Raw genomic sequence first — 15115 nt, 5'->3', positions numbered from 1 at the left:
AGCGGCGATCGGTGCCGCTGCTCCTGATGTTCGGGAGGCGACGATGCGACTGACCGGGAAGGACCTGCTCGAGCACTGTCTGGCCAAGCCGGGCGCGTGGCAGGACGAGCCGTGGGAGGGTGACCTCGTCGCGAAGGTGGGCGACAAGATCTTCGCGTTTCTCGGCGACGAATCGGTCGGGATCAAGAACGGCGGCAACCGCGACGAGGCCGACGAACTCGTGCACGCCTACCCCGGCGACGTGTCGACGATGGCCTACATCGGCCGCTACGGCTGGAACACCGTGCGGCTGGGCGGCGCCGTACCGGACGACGAGGTCCTCGAGCTGGTCGACGCGTCGTACCGGAGCGTGGTCGGCAAGCTGCCCAAGAGCCGCCGGCCCGTCTGAAGACAGCTCATTGGGGTCAACCTGATCACGCGGCAGAAATATTCCTGTCGCGCAGCGTGATCATCCCGACAGGAGGGTACCGGGCCGCCGATTTGGAAACTCGGACATCGACCCGCCAGAATGGGGGCGTTGAAGGGGAGTATTCCTTCGCGGCGGTATCGTCATCACGGTCAGGGAGTTCTGTCCCAGCCCGGTGCCGCCGGCCAGGCCCGAGTTTTCGAGCCAGGCGGAAGAGACCTTCGGAGTCCACTTTCGCATGCGCTCCGGAGGATGCCTGTGCACGTTCACGATTACGTCTGGTACATCACGGTCGGGGTCCTGCTCGCCCTGCTCGCGTTCGACGTCTTCATCATCGGACGCCGGCCGCACGAGCCGAGCACCAAGGAATCGGCCACCGCGATCGCCTTCTACGTCGGCCTCGCGGTCATCTTCGGCCTGGGTGTCTGGGCGTTCTCGGGGGGCCAGTACGCCGGGGAGTTCTACGCCGGCTGGCTGACCGAGTACAGCCTCAGTGTCGACAACCTGTTCATCTTCCTGATCATCATGTCCAGGTTCAACGTGCCAAGGAAGTACCAGCAGACCGCGTTGCTGATCGGCATCATCCTGGCGCTGTTCTTCCGCGGCATCTTCATCGCCGTCGGCGCGGCCGCGATCAACCAGTTCTCCTGGGTCTTCTACCTGTTCGGCGCGTTCCTGGTCTACACCGCGATCCACCTGGCGATGCAGGGCGAGAACGACGACGAGGACTACAAGGAGAACGCGGTCATCCGGTTCGCCCGTCGCCGGCTGAACGTCAGCGACGACTACAACGGTGTCAAGCTGACCGTGATGAAGAACGGCAAGCGGCTGTTCACCCCGATGGCGATCGTGATCGTCGCGCTCGGTACGACCGACTTGCTGTTCGCGCTGGACTCGATCCCGGCGATCTACGGCCTGACCCAGGAGCCGTTCCTGGTCTTCACCGCGAACGTGTTCGCGCTGATGGGTCTGCGGCAGCTGTACTTCCTGCTCGGCGACCTGCTGCGGCGACTGATCTACCTGTCGATCGGCCTGTCGGTCGTGCTCGCGTTCATCGGCGTCAAGCTGGTCCTGCACGCGATGCACGAGAACGAGCTGCCGTTCATCAACGGTGGCGAGCACATCAAGTGGGCGCCGGAGATCCCGATCTCGGTGTCGCTCGGGTTCATCATCGTCACGCTCGGCATCACCACCGTGCTCAGCCTGTGGAAGTCGCGTCAGATCGCGGCCACCGAGGCAGCCAACGGCACCGCCCAGACCACCCCGGCCGAGACCGCCGGTGGCGAGCTGGACGAGGCGACCCCGCGGCCGCAGGACGTCGTGGACCAGGACGCCAAGGCCAAGGCCGAGGCCGAGCTGCACCGGACGGACTCGAAGAAGCCCTGACCCGGCAGTCGTGAGCAGCGCCCGCACCGAGTACTCGGTGCGGGCGCTGTCCTGTCCAGGGGCAGGGGCGGCTCCTCAACGGGAAGGGACCGGCGAGGAGCCGCCCGGCGGCGGCGTCAGGGAGTCCCGGCGAACCGGGCGAACCCTGGCTGGGTTTTGCCGCCGACCTTCAGGAAGTCGCCGCCCATGGTGACCGTGGACGCCGAGACGCTGATCGCCCAGACGCCGAAGATGCCGTCGGGCTGCGGATCCCACGCGGTCGCCGTTCCGGTGCTGACCGAGAACGCGGCGGCGTGCAGCCGGGCGAGCTTCTCGACCGGCAGGTTGGTGAAGTGCCCGCCGACATAGACCTCGGTCGCCGACGTACCGATCGCCTGGACGTCGCCGCCGGTCCGGATGGTGTGCACCGGGTTGTTCGGCGAGGCCCCGGCCGGGTCGTAGGCGTAGGTGCGGTTCGACGTCGTGCTGAAGTAGAACCGCGTGCCGTCCGGGGTCAGCGCGGCCGCGATGCCCGCGCCACCCGCGCTCGGAGCGAACGCCGTGAGTGCACCGGTCGCCGCGTCGAGCTGTGCCGCGCCGGCCCGGCTCGCACCGTTCACGGCGTTGAAGCCGCCGACGGCGTAGAGCTTCGTGCCGTCGGGTGAGGCCAGCAGCGCCTTGACGGTGTTGTTCGCGTTCGCGGAGAAGCCGGCGACCGGCGTACCGGTGGCGACCGTGAGGGCTGCCAGCCGGATCGCGTCGCCGCCACCGGCCCGGGTGAACGAGCCGCCCGCGTAGACGGTCTGCCCGGACACCGCGAGTGCGCGGACGGTGTTGTTGGCGGCCTTTTGCCAGTTGGGATCCGTCGCGCCGGTGGCGGTGTCCACGGCGGCGAGATAGGTGCGTGCGGACGGGCCGACCGAGGTGAACGTGCCACCGAGGAAGACCCGCGAGCCGTCGGCGGTCGCGGCCACGGCGTACACGATGCCGTTCGGGGACGGGTTCCACGTCGGGTCGACACTGCCGTCGGCGCGGATCGCCGCCGCGTTGGCGCGCGGGTACCCGTTCAGCATGCTGAAGTCGCCGCCGACCATCACCGTGCCACCGGACAAGGCGACAGTGCTGACGGTTGCCTCAGCTCGCGGGTCCCACGCGGTCAGCGCGCCGGCCGAGGTGAAGGCGGCGGCGCGGAGCCGGGACTGACCGGCCGCGGTGGTGAAGGCTCCACCGGCGTAGATCGTGGTCGCCGTCGAGTTCACTGTCAGCGAGTTGACCGCACCGTCGACCGCGGGCGCGTACGCCGTGAGCGCACCCGTAGCGAGGTCGACCGCGCCGAGCCCCGAGCGGGCCTGTCCGCCGGCTTGACTGAACGCACCGCCGAAGTACAGCGTGGCGGCCGTCGCAGCGAGTGCGTTGACCGGCCCGTTGGTGTCGGCGCTCCAGCCCAGCGCGGAGCCGCCGGCGTCGAGCGCGACCAGGTTCGCCCGGGCCGCGCCGCCGGCGTTGACGAAGGATCCGCCCGCGTAGACGGTTCCGCCCTGGACGGCGAGTGCCGCGACCGGACCGTCGACGGCGGGGGCCCACGCGCTGACGGCACCGTTGCTGCCGACCGCGCCGAGGTTGGCGCGGCCCTGTCCGCCGAGCTCGCTGAACGAGCCACCGACGTACACGGTGGTGCCGTCGGCGCTGGCCGCGAGTGCGGAGACCGTTCCGGACACGCCCGGGTTCCAGGGGAGCAGGGCACCTGTCACGCGGTCGACCGCAGCCAGCCCGCTCCGGGCGGAGCCGCCCATGGCGGTGAACGACCCGCCGAGGTAGACCACGTTGCCGACGCTGACGATCGACTTGATCAGTCCGGTCGGCCGCGGGTCCCACGCGGTCACCGTTCCGGTGGACGTGACCCGCGCGGCACCGTTGCGGACGAAGCCGCCGGCGAACTCGAACGTGCCGCCGACGTACCAGCCGCCGGATCCGTCGCGGACCGCGGTGCTGACCGTACCGTTCACCCGAGGCAGCGCGGTCCGTACGCCGGTGCTGCCGTCGACCGGGACCGCGCCCGCGGTGGCCGGTCCCGCCCAGGAGAACTCGCCGCCGATGATGGTGCGATCACCGACGTGGGTGCTCGCGTAGACGACGCCGTTCACGCCGTCGGTCACCGACGCTGTCGAGGTGACCGATGCGGACGCGGACGGCAGGCTGGTCGCCACCGCGGCGGCGATCAGTGCCGGGACGCTCACGGCGATGGCGACCCGCCGGCCGGTGCGTCCCAGGAGCCCGTGACCCAAGGCAGGACGAGACGAATGGATGGACCTGTGGATGGACATGGCAGACCTCCAGTTTGACCAGTACTCGGCAAACTGGGCAGGCCGGTTTCGCCCTGGCTCCCCACCGCGTCAGCGACCAATCACGCCGGTGGCTCGATGCCCCCTCCCCAGCGCCCCCCAGGCGCAGCAATGACGCTAGCAGTGTCGGGCGGTGGCGGACAGGGGTGCGCGACAGCGTTCTCGAAGGGTCGCCGCCCGAGTGGTTTGCGTGGTCAGAGGCGGGCCGCGGCGACCAGGGTTTCGTGGCGTTCCGGCAGCAGCGGCTGGTTCTCCAGGCGCTTGCCGGTTTCCGAGGCGTGCAGCATGCCTTCGGGGGACACGAAGCCGACGTGGTGGATCTGCCGGCCCGGGCGGCCGAAGAAGTACAGGTCACCCGGCTTCGCCTCGTCGATCGGCACCGACTCCAGCGCGTCCGCCTGGTCGTGCGCGTCGCGGGGGATCCGCTGACCGAGCACGCGGCTCACGGCGTGGATCAGCCCCGAGCAGTCCAGCCCGTACGTCGAGGTGCCGCCCCACAGGTACTCGAGTCCCAGGAACAGCGATCCCAGCCGCAGCCGCTCCTCCGTGGTGGCCGGGGTGTCCACGTCCCGGAGGGCGTTGTCGGCGAGCCAGCCGAGGGCGCCGTCGGGAAGCGCGACGCGGGTGAAGCCGTCGACGTGCTCGACCGAGGACAGCACCGTGCCGAACGAGAGCTCGGCCAGCGCGCCGGCGCCCGCAGCGTCGGCGCCAGTGCCCGGCGAGTCGAGGCCAATCGAGCCGGAGCGGGCAGTTCCCGGCTCGGCCGTCAGCGTGGCGACCGGAACAGTGACGGCGACCGGCGCCGTGGCCGAGCTCGGCAGCTCACCCAGATGCGCCGATGGGACCCAACCGGGATAACCGAGCTCGTCGGCCGACGACGGCTGCCACGGCGCGACGATCTCGGACCAGCCGTCCCGCTCGGAGCGGACGATCACCGGTTCGCCGTACAGCAGCTGGGTGAGGGTCCGGCCGTGCAGGCCGAGGCGGGTCTCGGTGTCCATCGACTTGGTCCACGCGGCGACGTCCGGTACGGCGGCGACGGCCGGGGCGTCGATGTCGCGCGGGGCTTCGGGGGAGGTCCACACGGTGCTGACCGGGACCTTGGCGGCTACTACCTTCATGCGATCAAGCCTGTCACGCCGAGCCCAGGAGTCGTGGGCAAGTGGATGGTGGACCCTTCGTAGCTGATCCCGCCCTCGACCGGCGCCTGTTTCAGCCACCAGGCCGCGTCGAGATCGTTCACCGCCGTCGTCGGGTACGCAGCGACCAGGGCGGCCGCCGCGCCGACGCCGACGTGGCTTTCCATCATCGAGCCGACGATGGCGCCGAGCCCGTGCGCACGGGCGAGTTCCAGCAGCGTCCGGGCCGGCCCGAGACCGCCGCACTTGGCCAGCTTCACGTTGACCAGGTCAGCCGCGCCGTACCGGATCACGTTCACCAGATCCCGGACGCCGTACACGCTCTCGTCGGCCAGGATTGGCGTACTGACCCGGTCGGTGATCCAGGCCATCGCGTCCAGGTCGGCGGCGGCAACTGGCTGCTCGACCAGTTCGATCGCGCAGCCGGCGTCCTCCAGCGCGCGGATCGCGGTGACGGCGTCGCGACGGTTCCAGCCCTGGTTCGCGTCCAGGCGGATCCGCGGCTCGGGTCCGACGGCCTCACGCACCCGGCGGACCCGCTCGAAGTCGGCGGCCGCGTCACCCGTCCCGACCTTCACCTTCAGTACGCCGAACCCGTCGCGCAGCCGATCGGTCGCGGCCTGGACCAGCGCGTCGGCGTCGCCGGCCGACAACGTCACGTCGGTCTCGACCGTCGTCCGGGTCGAGCCGAGGAAGCCCTGCAGCGTCCGCCCGACCCGGCGCGCCGCCAGGTCGTGCAGCGCGACGTCGACCGCGGCCTTCGCACCGAAGTTGCCTTGCGCCGCGCCCTGCAGACGACGCAACGCCTCGGTCAGGTCGTCCGGTCCGAGTCCGTCGAGCGCCGTGGTGATCGGGCCTTCGACGCAGGCCTGCGCGCCGGCCAGTGAGTCGCCGGTCACCTTCCAGACCTGCGGGGCCTCGCCCCAGCCGGTGTGCTCACCGTCGCTGATCGAGACCAGCAACGAGTCGGCGTGGGTCGCGGTCCGCAGTGCCGTCACGAAGGGCGTGTGCAGCGGAGCCGAGACCAGGTGGGTGGAGATCTTCATCAGCGCACCGCCTCCAGGTCGTGCCGGTGGGCCCAGGCTTCGCCGGCGATCGCGGCGATCAGCTTCTGCGCGTCGGGGTCGGCCAGCTCGGACGTCGTACAGACGGCCAGGACGAAGGGTTCGGCGTCGGCCGGGCGGACGATGCCGCCGTCGTGCCGGATCCGCACGTCCCAGCCGTTCTTGTGCTCGACCCGGGTGCCGGCCGGGACGCCGGCCGGGATCTCCCCGTTCCACTCGTTCGCGGCCAGCAGGTCGCGAAGGTACTTGCCCGAGGCCCCGTCATCATTGCCAGCAGCAACCAGTACGGCGGCCAGACCGGCCGGGGTCATCAGGTTGCTGATTCCCGCCGCCTGCGCGGCCACGTCGTCGATGCCGCGCCGGATCGCGCTCGCGTCCCCGGCGTACTGGAGGAGGATCGCGTTCGCCGCGTCGACGCCGACCTGTTCCAGCACCAGATCGGTCGCCAGGTTGCTGGACCGGGTGATCATCTCGGTCGCGAGCCAGTCCACCGTGACCTGCTCGCCGAGCTTCGTCCAGGTGGCCGGCGCCTCGTCCTCGGCCCGGTTCACTCCGAACCGCCCACCGGCCGCCGAGGCGAAGTCGTTGTGCACGGTCACCGGCTGGTCCAGGGCGAGCTCACCCGCGTCGACCTTGCGTAGCATCGCCATTGCTACCGGCAGTTTCATCGTGCTGGCGGAGTAGTGCGGACGGTCCGCGTCGTGAGTGAACACCGCGGCGCCGTCGAGCCGGCCGAGCCAGACGCCGAACGCGCCTCGACCGCCCACTTCGCCCAGCAGGTCAGCAATAGCCATGATGGTTACTTTTCCACATGCTGACCCAATCTGATGTAGCGGGCTTGCGGACTGGGACTGCCTGGCAGACTGCACCCGTGTCCAGAGCACTCGGCCTGATCCTCGGCTTCGCCGCCGACCGCCTCCTCGGCGACCCGCGCCGCTACCACCCGGTCGCCGGCTTCGGCCGGCTCGCGTCCCGCCTCGAGCGTGCCACGTACGCCGACTCGCGCGCAGCCGGTACGGCGTACGCGGCGGTGCTGGTGGCGTCGGCCACGGCGGCCGGCGTCGTCGCCGAGCGGCTGACCAAGGACCGGCCGGTCGCTCGGACGCTGGTGACGGCGGCCGCGACCTGGGCCGTGCTCGGCGGCCGGAGTCTGGAGCGCGAGGCGTCGGTGATGTCCGGGCTGCTGGAGGCCAAGAACCTGCCGGAGGCTCGCGAGCGGTTGAGTCATCTGTGCAGCCGCGATGCCACCGACTTGGACGCCGACGAGCTGGCGCGGGCGACGGTGGAGTCGATCGCGGAGAACACCTCGGACGCGACGGTGGCGCCGCTGGTGTGGGGCGGGCTGTTCGGCGTACCAGGGCTGGTGGGTTACCGGGCGGCGAACACGCTGGACGCGATGGTCGGCTACAAGTCGGCTCGCTATCGCAACTTCGGCTGGGCCTCGGCGCGGTTCGACGATCTGGTCAACCTGCTGCCGGCGCGGGTCTGCGCGGTGCTGACCGGGCTGACGTCGGGAAGGCCGCGCGAGGTGTGGCGGATCTGGCAGCGGGACGCCGGCCGGCATCCGAGCCCGAACGCGGGACCGGTCGAGGCGTCGTTCGCGGGCGCGCTCGACCTGCGGCTCGGTGGGACCAACACGTACGGCGCCGAGGTCGAGGACCGCGGCACACTCGGCGACGGGCTCCGGCCCGGGGTCACCGACGTACGGCGTACCGCGGTCCTGGCCCGGCGAGTCGCGTACGCCTCGGCGGCCCTCGCCGCAACCGCCGCCCTCCTCATCACCCGCCCCCGCCAAATGCGGTCCGGGACGAGGTGGGGAGCTTGATGAACCTGAGCCAGCGGCCGCTGCGGATCGCGCTGATCCGGCACGGCGAGTCGGTCGCGAACCTGGACAAGTCGATCTACGAGACGCTGCCCGACCACTCCGTACCGCTGACGCCGCACGGGCACGAGCAGGCGGCCGAGGCGGGCAAGTACCTGCGCACGCTGTTCGAGGGCGAGCCGGTGCGGGTCTACGTCTCGCCGTACCTGCGGACCCTGCAGACACTGGACTCGCTCGGCATCGACGACCTGATCGGCCTCGCCCGGGAGGAGCCGCGGCTGCGCGAGCAGGACTGGGCGAACTTCCAGGACACCGAGGACATCGAGCGGCAGGAGAAGCTGCGCGACTCCTACGGGCACTTCTTCTACCGGTTCACCCACGGCGAGTCCGGCTCGGACGTGTACGACCGGGTGTCCAGCTTCCTGGAGACGATGCACCGCGACTTCGACACGCCGGACTCGCCGCGCAACGTGCTGCTGGTGTCGCACGGACTGACCATGCGGCTGTTCTGCATGCGCTGGTTCCACTGGTCGGTAAAGTTCTTCGAGACGCTGCGCAACCCCGCCAACGCCGAGACGCGCGTGCTGCTGCGCCAGCCGAACTTCCGGTACAAGCTGGACCGGCCGTTCGAGCAGTGGACGGAACACGAACCGACGGAACGGGAGCGTTCGGCATGGTTGTAGACCAGACCCGCGAGGCCGCGCGGCAGTTGCTGGCGGCACTGACTCCGGACCAGCGCGCGAAGGCGACGGCGCCGTTCGACACTCCGGACCATCGTGAGTGGACCTACTTGCCGGGCGACCGGCCCGGTCTGACACTGGCGGAACTGACTGCTGACCAGGAGCAGTACGTGCACCAGCTGCTCGAGCTGGCCTGCAGCGAACGCGGTGTGGGCGACGCGCTCGCGGTAATGGCCGCCGAGATCATCCTGCGAGACCTGCCGGACGTCGGCGCGACCGGCGGGTGGCAGGGCACCGTCGTCGGCGAACGCTACTTCCTCCGCATCCTCGGCGACCCGTCCGGCACGGACCCGTGGGCCTGGCGCCTCAACGGTCACCACCTGGCCGTGCACGTCACGGTCGTCGACGGCCGGCTCGTCTTCGTCCCGAACTTCATCGGCTCCAATCCAGCCGAGGTCCGCGAGGGCCCGTACGCCGGCCGCCGGTTCCTCGCCGCCGAGCAGGACCTCGGCTTCCAGCTCCTGCACGCGTTGGAGCCGGCCCAGCGTGAGGTCGCCCTGGTCTCTCCCGACGCTCCCGACGACATCCTCACCCGCCACGATCCCGTCGCCGACCCGTCGCTCCTGCACCGGGGCATTGCCTTCGGAGACCTCGACGGCGACCAGCGCGACCTCTTCACCCGCCTGATCGACCAGTACGTCGGCCGCGCCGCCGCCCCGACCGCCGAGCGCGCCTGGGCAGACCTGCGCGACCAGGGCCTCGACCACCTCACCTTCGCCTGGGCCGGTTCCAGCGAACCCGGCGCCGGTCACTACTACTCGATCGCGGGCCCGTCCTTCCTCGCCGAGTACGACAACACCCAGTCCGGCGCCAACCACATCCACTCCGTCTGGCGAGACCTCCGCAACGACTGGGGCACCGACCTGTTGGCCGCCCACTACTCAGCAGGCGGCCACTAGGGATCAACGTCGCCGCAGTTCGTGGGCGATCGTCCAAGCGGCGGCGCGATGACCGAGCTCGTTGCCATCCGTCATCGCCCGCCGGAAGTGAATCCCGAGCCAGATGCGCGCGTCCTGCGTCTCGGCGTCGAGCGCGGCGGCGGTGCGGAACTGCCGGGACGTCCCGGTGACCGACGAAAACACCTCGACGTCGATCGAACGCCTGCCGAAGAGGTGGCCGAACGTCTCGGTCGCGGCGCCGGTGACGCAGGCGTGCCCGCTGGGGTACTCCGGGTACGGCGGCGCCGGGATCAGCGAGGTCCAGGCCGGATCGGGCCGAGTCGCACGGTTGCCGTCCTCACCGGCGAGCCGGATGGCGGTGATCGGCCGCCAGTAACCGTAGTCGTACTTGGCGCGCCAGCAGGCGATCAACGAGTCGGCCGTACCCATGCCGAGCAGCGCGAAGGCCCGGGCGGTGCGCACCAGGTTCCAGCCGCGCGCGCCGAGCTCCTGGCCGAGCGTCACCTGGTACTGCAGCACCGCGTTGGCGTTCCAGAACAGCGCCGTCTGGGTCTGAGCCGCGGTCCGCTTCGAACCGGTGGCCGAACCCATGGCTTTCGCCTCGGCGAAGTCACGCGCGTAGGCCTTCGAGCGGACCGGATCCGGTCCCGGGAGCCGGAGCTGGGTCGGGGAGTGCAGCGCGAGTGGGCGGACGAAGCCGAGCCAGGGAACGGCCATCGGCGCGAGCGCGTCCGGCGTCGGCCGCCAGACTCCGGTACGCGGGGCCCGGGTGAACGCGATCGCCGCACCTCTCCCGTCGTTGTGCCGCGCGCGGATCAGCTTCTCCGCCGCGTGCCGTCCGACGGCGATGCCGGTCGCCTTCGCCCGGCCGTCGGGCACGGCGTCCAGCGAGGCCGCATGGTCTGTCGCGAGGTTGCTCGCCGAAGCTGGGAAGTAGAATCGCAGCACCTCGTACGCCGCGGTCGCAGCCGCCGCTTCGGAGGAGGCCGGGCCGTGCACCCGGGGCTGTCGCAGATACGGCTCGTACCCGCCTTCGATCGCGACCACGGCGTCGTACACGGCCAGCGAGACGAAGCCGTAGTACAGCGGGGAGGCCGGGATCGGGGTGGCGTTCTCGGTGAAGATGGTGCGGCTGGCGATCGTGTTCCAGCCGACGATCACCGCCGGGTCCGCACGGGTCTCACCGGCCGCCTGGACCGGTGCGGTCAGGACCGACGCGGCGAGGCCGGCTGCGAGCAGGACCGCCGGAAGCTGGTGGGTGCGGCGCATGACTGTCTCCTTCAGTGGCTGCCGGGTGGCCTGTGCTGAAGAGACTGCTGCTGCGAGCCGGGGAGGGCGTCCGCAGACAAGCCGCTGTCCTTCCCGGCCTACACCTGGGCCGAACGACGGTCAACGCGCCGACGCGCTTGAAACAGATGCATCGGCGATCGGTGCGGGCGCCAGGTCGGCTAGAGTCTCGGTGTCATCGACGGTCGTTTGCAGGAACCCGGTGTGAGTCCGGGGCGGTCCCGCCACTGTGACCACGTTCGCGTGGGAGTCAGGAACTGCTGCCGTCGAACTGCCCACCCGGGGCGTGGACACCCCGAGGAAGGACCGGACGCGCATGCCCGCGAACCTGTTGCTGCTCTCCACCGCCGACACCGATCTGCTGGCCGCTTCACAGGCCCAGGCCGGCTGGAAGGTCGCCAACCCGGCGCGGGTCGAGGTGGCCGAACTACCGGCGCTGCTCGACGGCGTCGAGGTCGTCGTTGTCCGGCTGCTCGGCGGTCGGCGCGCCTGGGAAGAGGGGCTGGATGCCGTCATCGCCTCCGGGCGGCCGGTGGTGGTGCTCAGCGGTGAGGCCGCGCCCGACGCCGAGCTGATGTCGCTGTCGACCGTGCCGGCCGGCGCGGTGACCGAGGCGTTGGCCTACCTGCGCGAGGGCGGCTCGGAGAATCTACGCAACCTGGCCGGCTTCCTCCGCGACACCCTGCTGCTCACCGGCGACGCCTTCGACCCGCCGCACAGCCTCCCGACGTACGGCGTCCGGGCCGGCCGTTCGACCGAGCCGGACGGTCGCCCGGTGGTCGGCATCGTCTACTACCGCGCGCACGAGATCTCCGGCAACACCGCGTTCGTCGACGCGCTCGCCGACGCCGTCGACGCGGCGGGCGCCCAGCCGCTGCCGATCTACTGCGGCACCTTGCGCGGCCTCGACCCGTCGAGCCCTGACAACGCCGAGCTCTTCGATCTGCTCCGCCGGTGCGACACCCTCGTCACCACCTTGCTGGCCGCGGGCGGCACCGTCGCCGCGAACGCCAGCGCGGGTGGTTCCGACGACGCGTGGGACGCCGGCGCGCTGGCCTCGCTCGACATCCCGCTGATCCAGGGCCTCGCGCTCACCTCGACACGCGAGCAGTGGCTGGACAGCGACGCCGCGATCAGCCCGCTGGACGCGGCGACCCAGGTCGCGATCCCGGAGTTCGACGGCCGCATCATCACGATCCCGTTCTCGTTCAAGGCGTACGACGCCGAGGGCATCGCCAGCTACCGGCCCGACCCGGAGCGCTGTGAGCGACTGGCGGGGATCGCCGTCGCGCACGCCCGGCTGCGGCACGTTCCGCCGGCCGAGAAGAAGCTCGCGCTGGTGCTGTCGTCGTACCCGACCAAGCACGCCCGGATCGGCAACGCGGTCGGCCTGGACACCCCGGCGTCCGCGGTCGTCCTGCTCGGGCAGCTCAAGGACGCGGGCTACGACCTCGGCCCGGACCTCGACCTCGACGACCTGCAGGGTGCCGAGGGCGCCGACGGCCTGATCCACCGGCTGATCGCGGCCGGCGGTCACGACGTCGACTGGCTGACCGACGAGCAACTTGCCAGTGCGGTCGCGAAGATCCCGCTGTCGACGTACGCCCAGTGGTTCGGCCGGGTGCCGGAGACGCTGCGCGACGCGATGACCGAGGCCTGGGGTGAGGCGCCCGGCTCGCTGTACGTCGACACGACCGGGCCCGAGCCGGCGATTGCACTGGCCGCCTTGCGGTTCGGCAACGTCGTACTGATGATCCAGCCGCCGCGCGGGTTCGGTGAGAACCCGGTGGCGATCTACCACGACCCGGACATGGCTCCGTCGCACCACTACCTCGCGGCGTACCGCTGGCTGGAAGCGCCGGAGGCGGAGGGCGGCTTCGGCGCGCACGCGGTCGTACACCTGGGCAAGCACGGCACGCTGGAGTGGCTGCCGGGCAAGGGCATCGGCATGGCGGCCGACTGCGCGCCGGACGCCGTCCTGGGCAACCTGCCGCTGGTCTACCCGTTCATCGTCAACGACCCGGGTGAGGGTACGCAGGCCAAGCGGCGCGGGCACGCGGTCGTCGTGGACCACCTGGTGCCGCCGATGGCTCGGGCCGAGACGTACGGCGACATGGCCAAGCTGGAGTACCTGCTGGACGAGTACGCGACCGTGCAGGCGCTGGACCCGGAGAAGGTGCCGACGCTGCGGGCGCAGATCTGGACGCTGATCCAGGCGGCTCAGCTGCACCACGACCTGCACACCGACGAGAAGCCGGACGACGAGGAGTTCGACGAGTTCGTCCTGCACCTCGACGGCTACCTCTGCGAGATCAAGGACGTGCAGATCCGCGACGGGCTGCACGTGCTCGGCGGTGGGCCGGTCGGCGAGGCTCGGGTCAACCTGGTGCTGGCGATCCTGCGGGCCTCGCAGATGTGGGGTGGCGCGTCAGGCGCCGTACCGGGACTGCGGAAGGCGCTCGGGGAGACGTTCGACGTGGACGAGGCGGCTCTGCTCGCCGATCCGGGTCGTGCGGTGCCTGCTGAGCTGGCCGCGCTGTCAGAGCTGGCGGACCTGCCTGCGGTGAGTGCGGCGGACGGTGTGGACCTGCTGGAGGCTGTGGCTCGCAAGCTGGTGCTGGGGATGGAGACACTGAGCTGGGACGCGGCAAAGGTGCCCGTGGTCGTCGGGGAGGTGCTCGGCCGGCAGTCCGACGGCGTGGAGACGTCGCTGCGCTTCGCCTGCGAGGAGGTCGTGCCGCGGCTCGCGCGGACCGGTGACGAGCTGACGAACGTCCTGCGGGCACTGGACGGGCGCTTCGTCGAAGCCGGCCCGTCGGGCTCGCCGACGCGTGGTCTGGTCAACGTGCTGCCGACCGGTCGCAACTTCTACGCTGTCGACCCGAAGGCCATCCCGAGCCGCAACGCCTGGGATGTCGGCGTCGCGCTGGCCGACTCGCTGCTCGCGCGCCACAAGGCCGAGACGGGGGAGTGGCCGCGATCGGTCGGCCTGACCGTCTGGGGTACGTCGGCGATGCGCACCCAGGGCGACGACCTGGCCGAGGTGCTGTGGCTGCTCGGCTGCCGTCCGGTCTGGGACGAGGCGTCGCGGCGGGTGTCCGGCTTCGAGGTCGTCCCGGTCGCCGAGCTCGGCCGGCCGCGGATCGACGTGACGGTGCGGATCTCGGGCTTCTTCCGCGACGCGTTCCCGCACGTGGTGGCCTGGCTCGACGAGGCGGTCCGCACGGTCGCGGAGCTGGACGAGGATGCCGCCGACAACTACCTGCGCGCGCACGTGCTCGACGATGTTGCTGCTGGCAACGACATGCGCTCGTCGACGGCCCGGGTCTTCGGCTCCAAGCCCGGCTCGTACGGCGCGGGGCTGTTGCCGCTGGTCGACGCCCGCAACTGGCGCACCGACGCCGAGCTGGCCGAGGTGTACGCCGTGTGGGGTGGTTACGCCTACGGCAAGGACCTCGACGGCGCCGAGGCGCGGCCGTCGATGGAGCGCGCCTACGCGCGGATCCAGGTCGCGGCCAAGAACGCGGACACCCGCGAGCACGACATCATGGACTCCGACGACTACTTCCAGTACCACGGCGGCATGGTCGCGATGGTCCGGCACCTGACCGGCGCCAACCCGAAGGCCTACATCGGCGACTCCGCCGTCCCGGCGCAGGTGAAGACGCGCACGCTGGAGGAGGAGACCAAGCGGGTCTTCCGGGCCCGGGTGGTGAACCCGCGCTGGATGGCGGCGATGCAGCGCCACGGCTACAAGGGCGCCTTCGAGATGGCCGCCACGGTGGACTACCTGTTCGGCTACGACGCCACCGCCGGGGTGGTCGACGACTGGATGTACGAGACCCTCACCACCGAGTACGTCGCGAACCCCGAGGTCGCCGAGTTCTTCCGCAAGTCGAACCCGTGGGCGCGGCACGGTATCGCCGAGCGGCTGCTCGAGGCAGCCCAGCGCGGGCTGTGGGCCGAGCCGTCGGCCGAGGCACTGGAGACGCTGCGTAGCGCCGTACTGGAGACCGAGGGCGACATCGAGGATCGCGGCTGACCTCCGGCA

The 15115-nt window shown here is 70.9% G+C and carries 11 protein-coding genes and 1 riboswitch; of the genes, 6 read left to right on the top strand and 5 right to left on the bottom strand.

The window, feature by feature from the left end; all coding sequences use genetic code 11:
* The first annotated feature begins 43 nt into the window (after window positions 1-43).
* Together BWI15_RS23320 and BWI15_RS23315 are read left to right on the top strand one after the other, a co-directional pair.
* On the top strand, window positions 44-388 hold the full coding sequence (locus BWI15_RS23320; protein ID WP_193432183.1) for an MmcQ/YjbR family DNA-binding protein: 345 nt from the start codon (window positions 44-46) through the stop codon (window positions 386-388).
* Window positions 389-664: 276 nt separating this feature from the next.
* The gene (locus BWI15_RS23315; RefSeq protein WP_077016588.1) at window positions 665-1792 is read left to right on the top strand and encodes a TerC family protein; all 1128 of its coding nucleotides are present in this window, start codon (window positions 665-667) and stop codon (window positions 1790-1792) included.
* A gap of 116 nt (window positions 1793-1908) precedes the next feature.
* Here BWI15_RS23315 and BWI15_RS23310 read toward each other — a convergent pair whose 3' ends face one another.
* The 4 genes from BWI15_RS23310 to BWI15_RS23295 all read right to left on the bottom strand — a co-directional run bounded on the left by BWI15_RS23310 (window position 1909) and on the right by BWI15_RS23295 (window position 7110).
* Complete coding sequence (locus BWI15_RS23310) at window positions 1909-4008, bottom strand: hypothetical protein (RefSeq protein ID WP_143465780.1); 2100 nt, start codon at window positions 4006-4008, stop codon at window positions 1909-1911.
* Between the two features lie 299 nt (window positions 4009-4307).
* Window positions 4308-5234: a C40 family peptidase gene (locus BWI15_RS23305; RefSeq protein WP_077016586.1), complete on the bottom strand. Its 927-nt coding sequence runs from the start codon at window positions 5232-5234 to the stop codon at window positions 4308-4310.
* Window positions 5231-6298: a mandelate racemase/muconate lactonizing enzyme family protein gene (locus BWI15_RS23300; protein WP_077016585.1), complete on the bottom strand. Its 1068-nt coding sequence runs from the start codon at window positions 6296-6298 to the stop codon at window positions 5231-5233. Before BWI15_RS23300 ends, BWI15_RS23305 begins: the two co-directional genes overlap by 4 nt.
* Complete coding sequence (locus BWI15_RS23295; protein ID WP_077016584.1) at window positions 6298-7110, bottom strand: serine hydrolase; 813 nt, start codon at window positions 7108-7110, stop codon at window positions 6298-6300. The genes BWI15_RS23300 and BWI15_RS23295 overlap by 1 nt, the downstream gene beginning before the upstream one ends.
* Window positions 7111-7187: 77 nt before the next feature.
* Here BWI15_RS23295 and BWI15_RS23290 point away from each other — a divergent pair, with 77 nt between their 5' ends.
* Genes BWI15_RS23290 through BWI15_RS23280 form a run of 3 tightly spaced genes read left to right on the top strand, consistent with a single transcriptional unit; the run spans window position 7188 to window position 9777 of the window.
* Window positions 7188-8141: a cobalamin biosynthesis protein gene (locus BWI15_RS23290; RefSeq protein WP_077016583.1), complete on the top strand. Its 954-nt coding sequence runs from the start codon at window positions 7188-7190 to the stop codon at window positions 8139-8141.
* Window positions 8141-8821 (top strand): phosphoglycerate mutase family protein, encoded by a 681-nt coding sequence (locus BWI15_RS23285; protein WP_077016582.1) that lies wholly within the window; start codon window positions 8141-8143, stop codon window positions 8819-8821. Before BWI15_RS23290 ends, BWI15_RS23285 begins: the two co-directional genes overlap by 1 nt.
* Window positions 8812-9777 carry a DUF3500 domain-containing protein gene (locus tag BWI15_RS23280; RefSeq protein WP_077016581.1) on the top strand — a complete coding sequence of 322 codons (966 nt, stop codon included), beginning with the start codon at window positions 8812-8814 and terminating at the stop codon, window positions 9775-9777. Before BWI15_RS23285 ends, BWI15_RS23280 begins: the two co-directional genes overlap by 10 nt.
* 3 nt (window positions 9778-9780) lie before the next feature.
* Here BWI15_RS23280 and BWI15_RS23275 read toward each other — a convergent pair whose 3' ends face one another.
* A complete protein-coding gene (locus BWI15_RS23275; RefSeq protein ID WP_077016580.1) occupies window positions 9781-11046 on the bottom strand; it encodes a vanadium-dependent haloperoxidase in 1266 nt (421 codons plus the stop codon).
* A gap of 183 nt (window positions 11047-11229) precedes the next feature.
* A riboswitch (cobalamin riboswitch) is annotated at window positions 11230-11346 on the top strand.
* Between the two features lie 34 nt (window positions 11347-11380).
* Between BWI15_RS23275 and cobN the strand changes: the two genes are divergently transcribed.
* The gene (gene cobN / locus BWI15_RS23270; RefSeq protein WP_077017222.1) at window positions 11381-15106 is read left to right on the top strand and encodes a cobaltochelatase subunit CobN; all 3726 of its coding nucleotides are present in this window, start codon (window positions 11381-11383) and stop codon (window positions 15104-15106) included.
* Window positions 15107-15115 lie beyond the last annotated feature (9 nt).

The sequence above is a fragment of the Kribbella sp. ALI-6-A genome (assembly GCF_001984195.1).
Classification (GTDB): domain Bacteria; phylum Actinomycetota; class Actinomycetes; order Propionibacteriales; family Kribbellaceae; genus Kribbella.
Note: the sequence above shows the minus strand (reverse complement) of the source record. Positions and strands in the feature narration are given on the sequence as shown.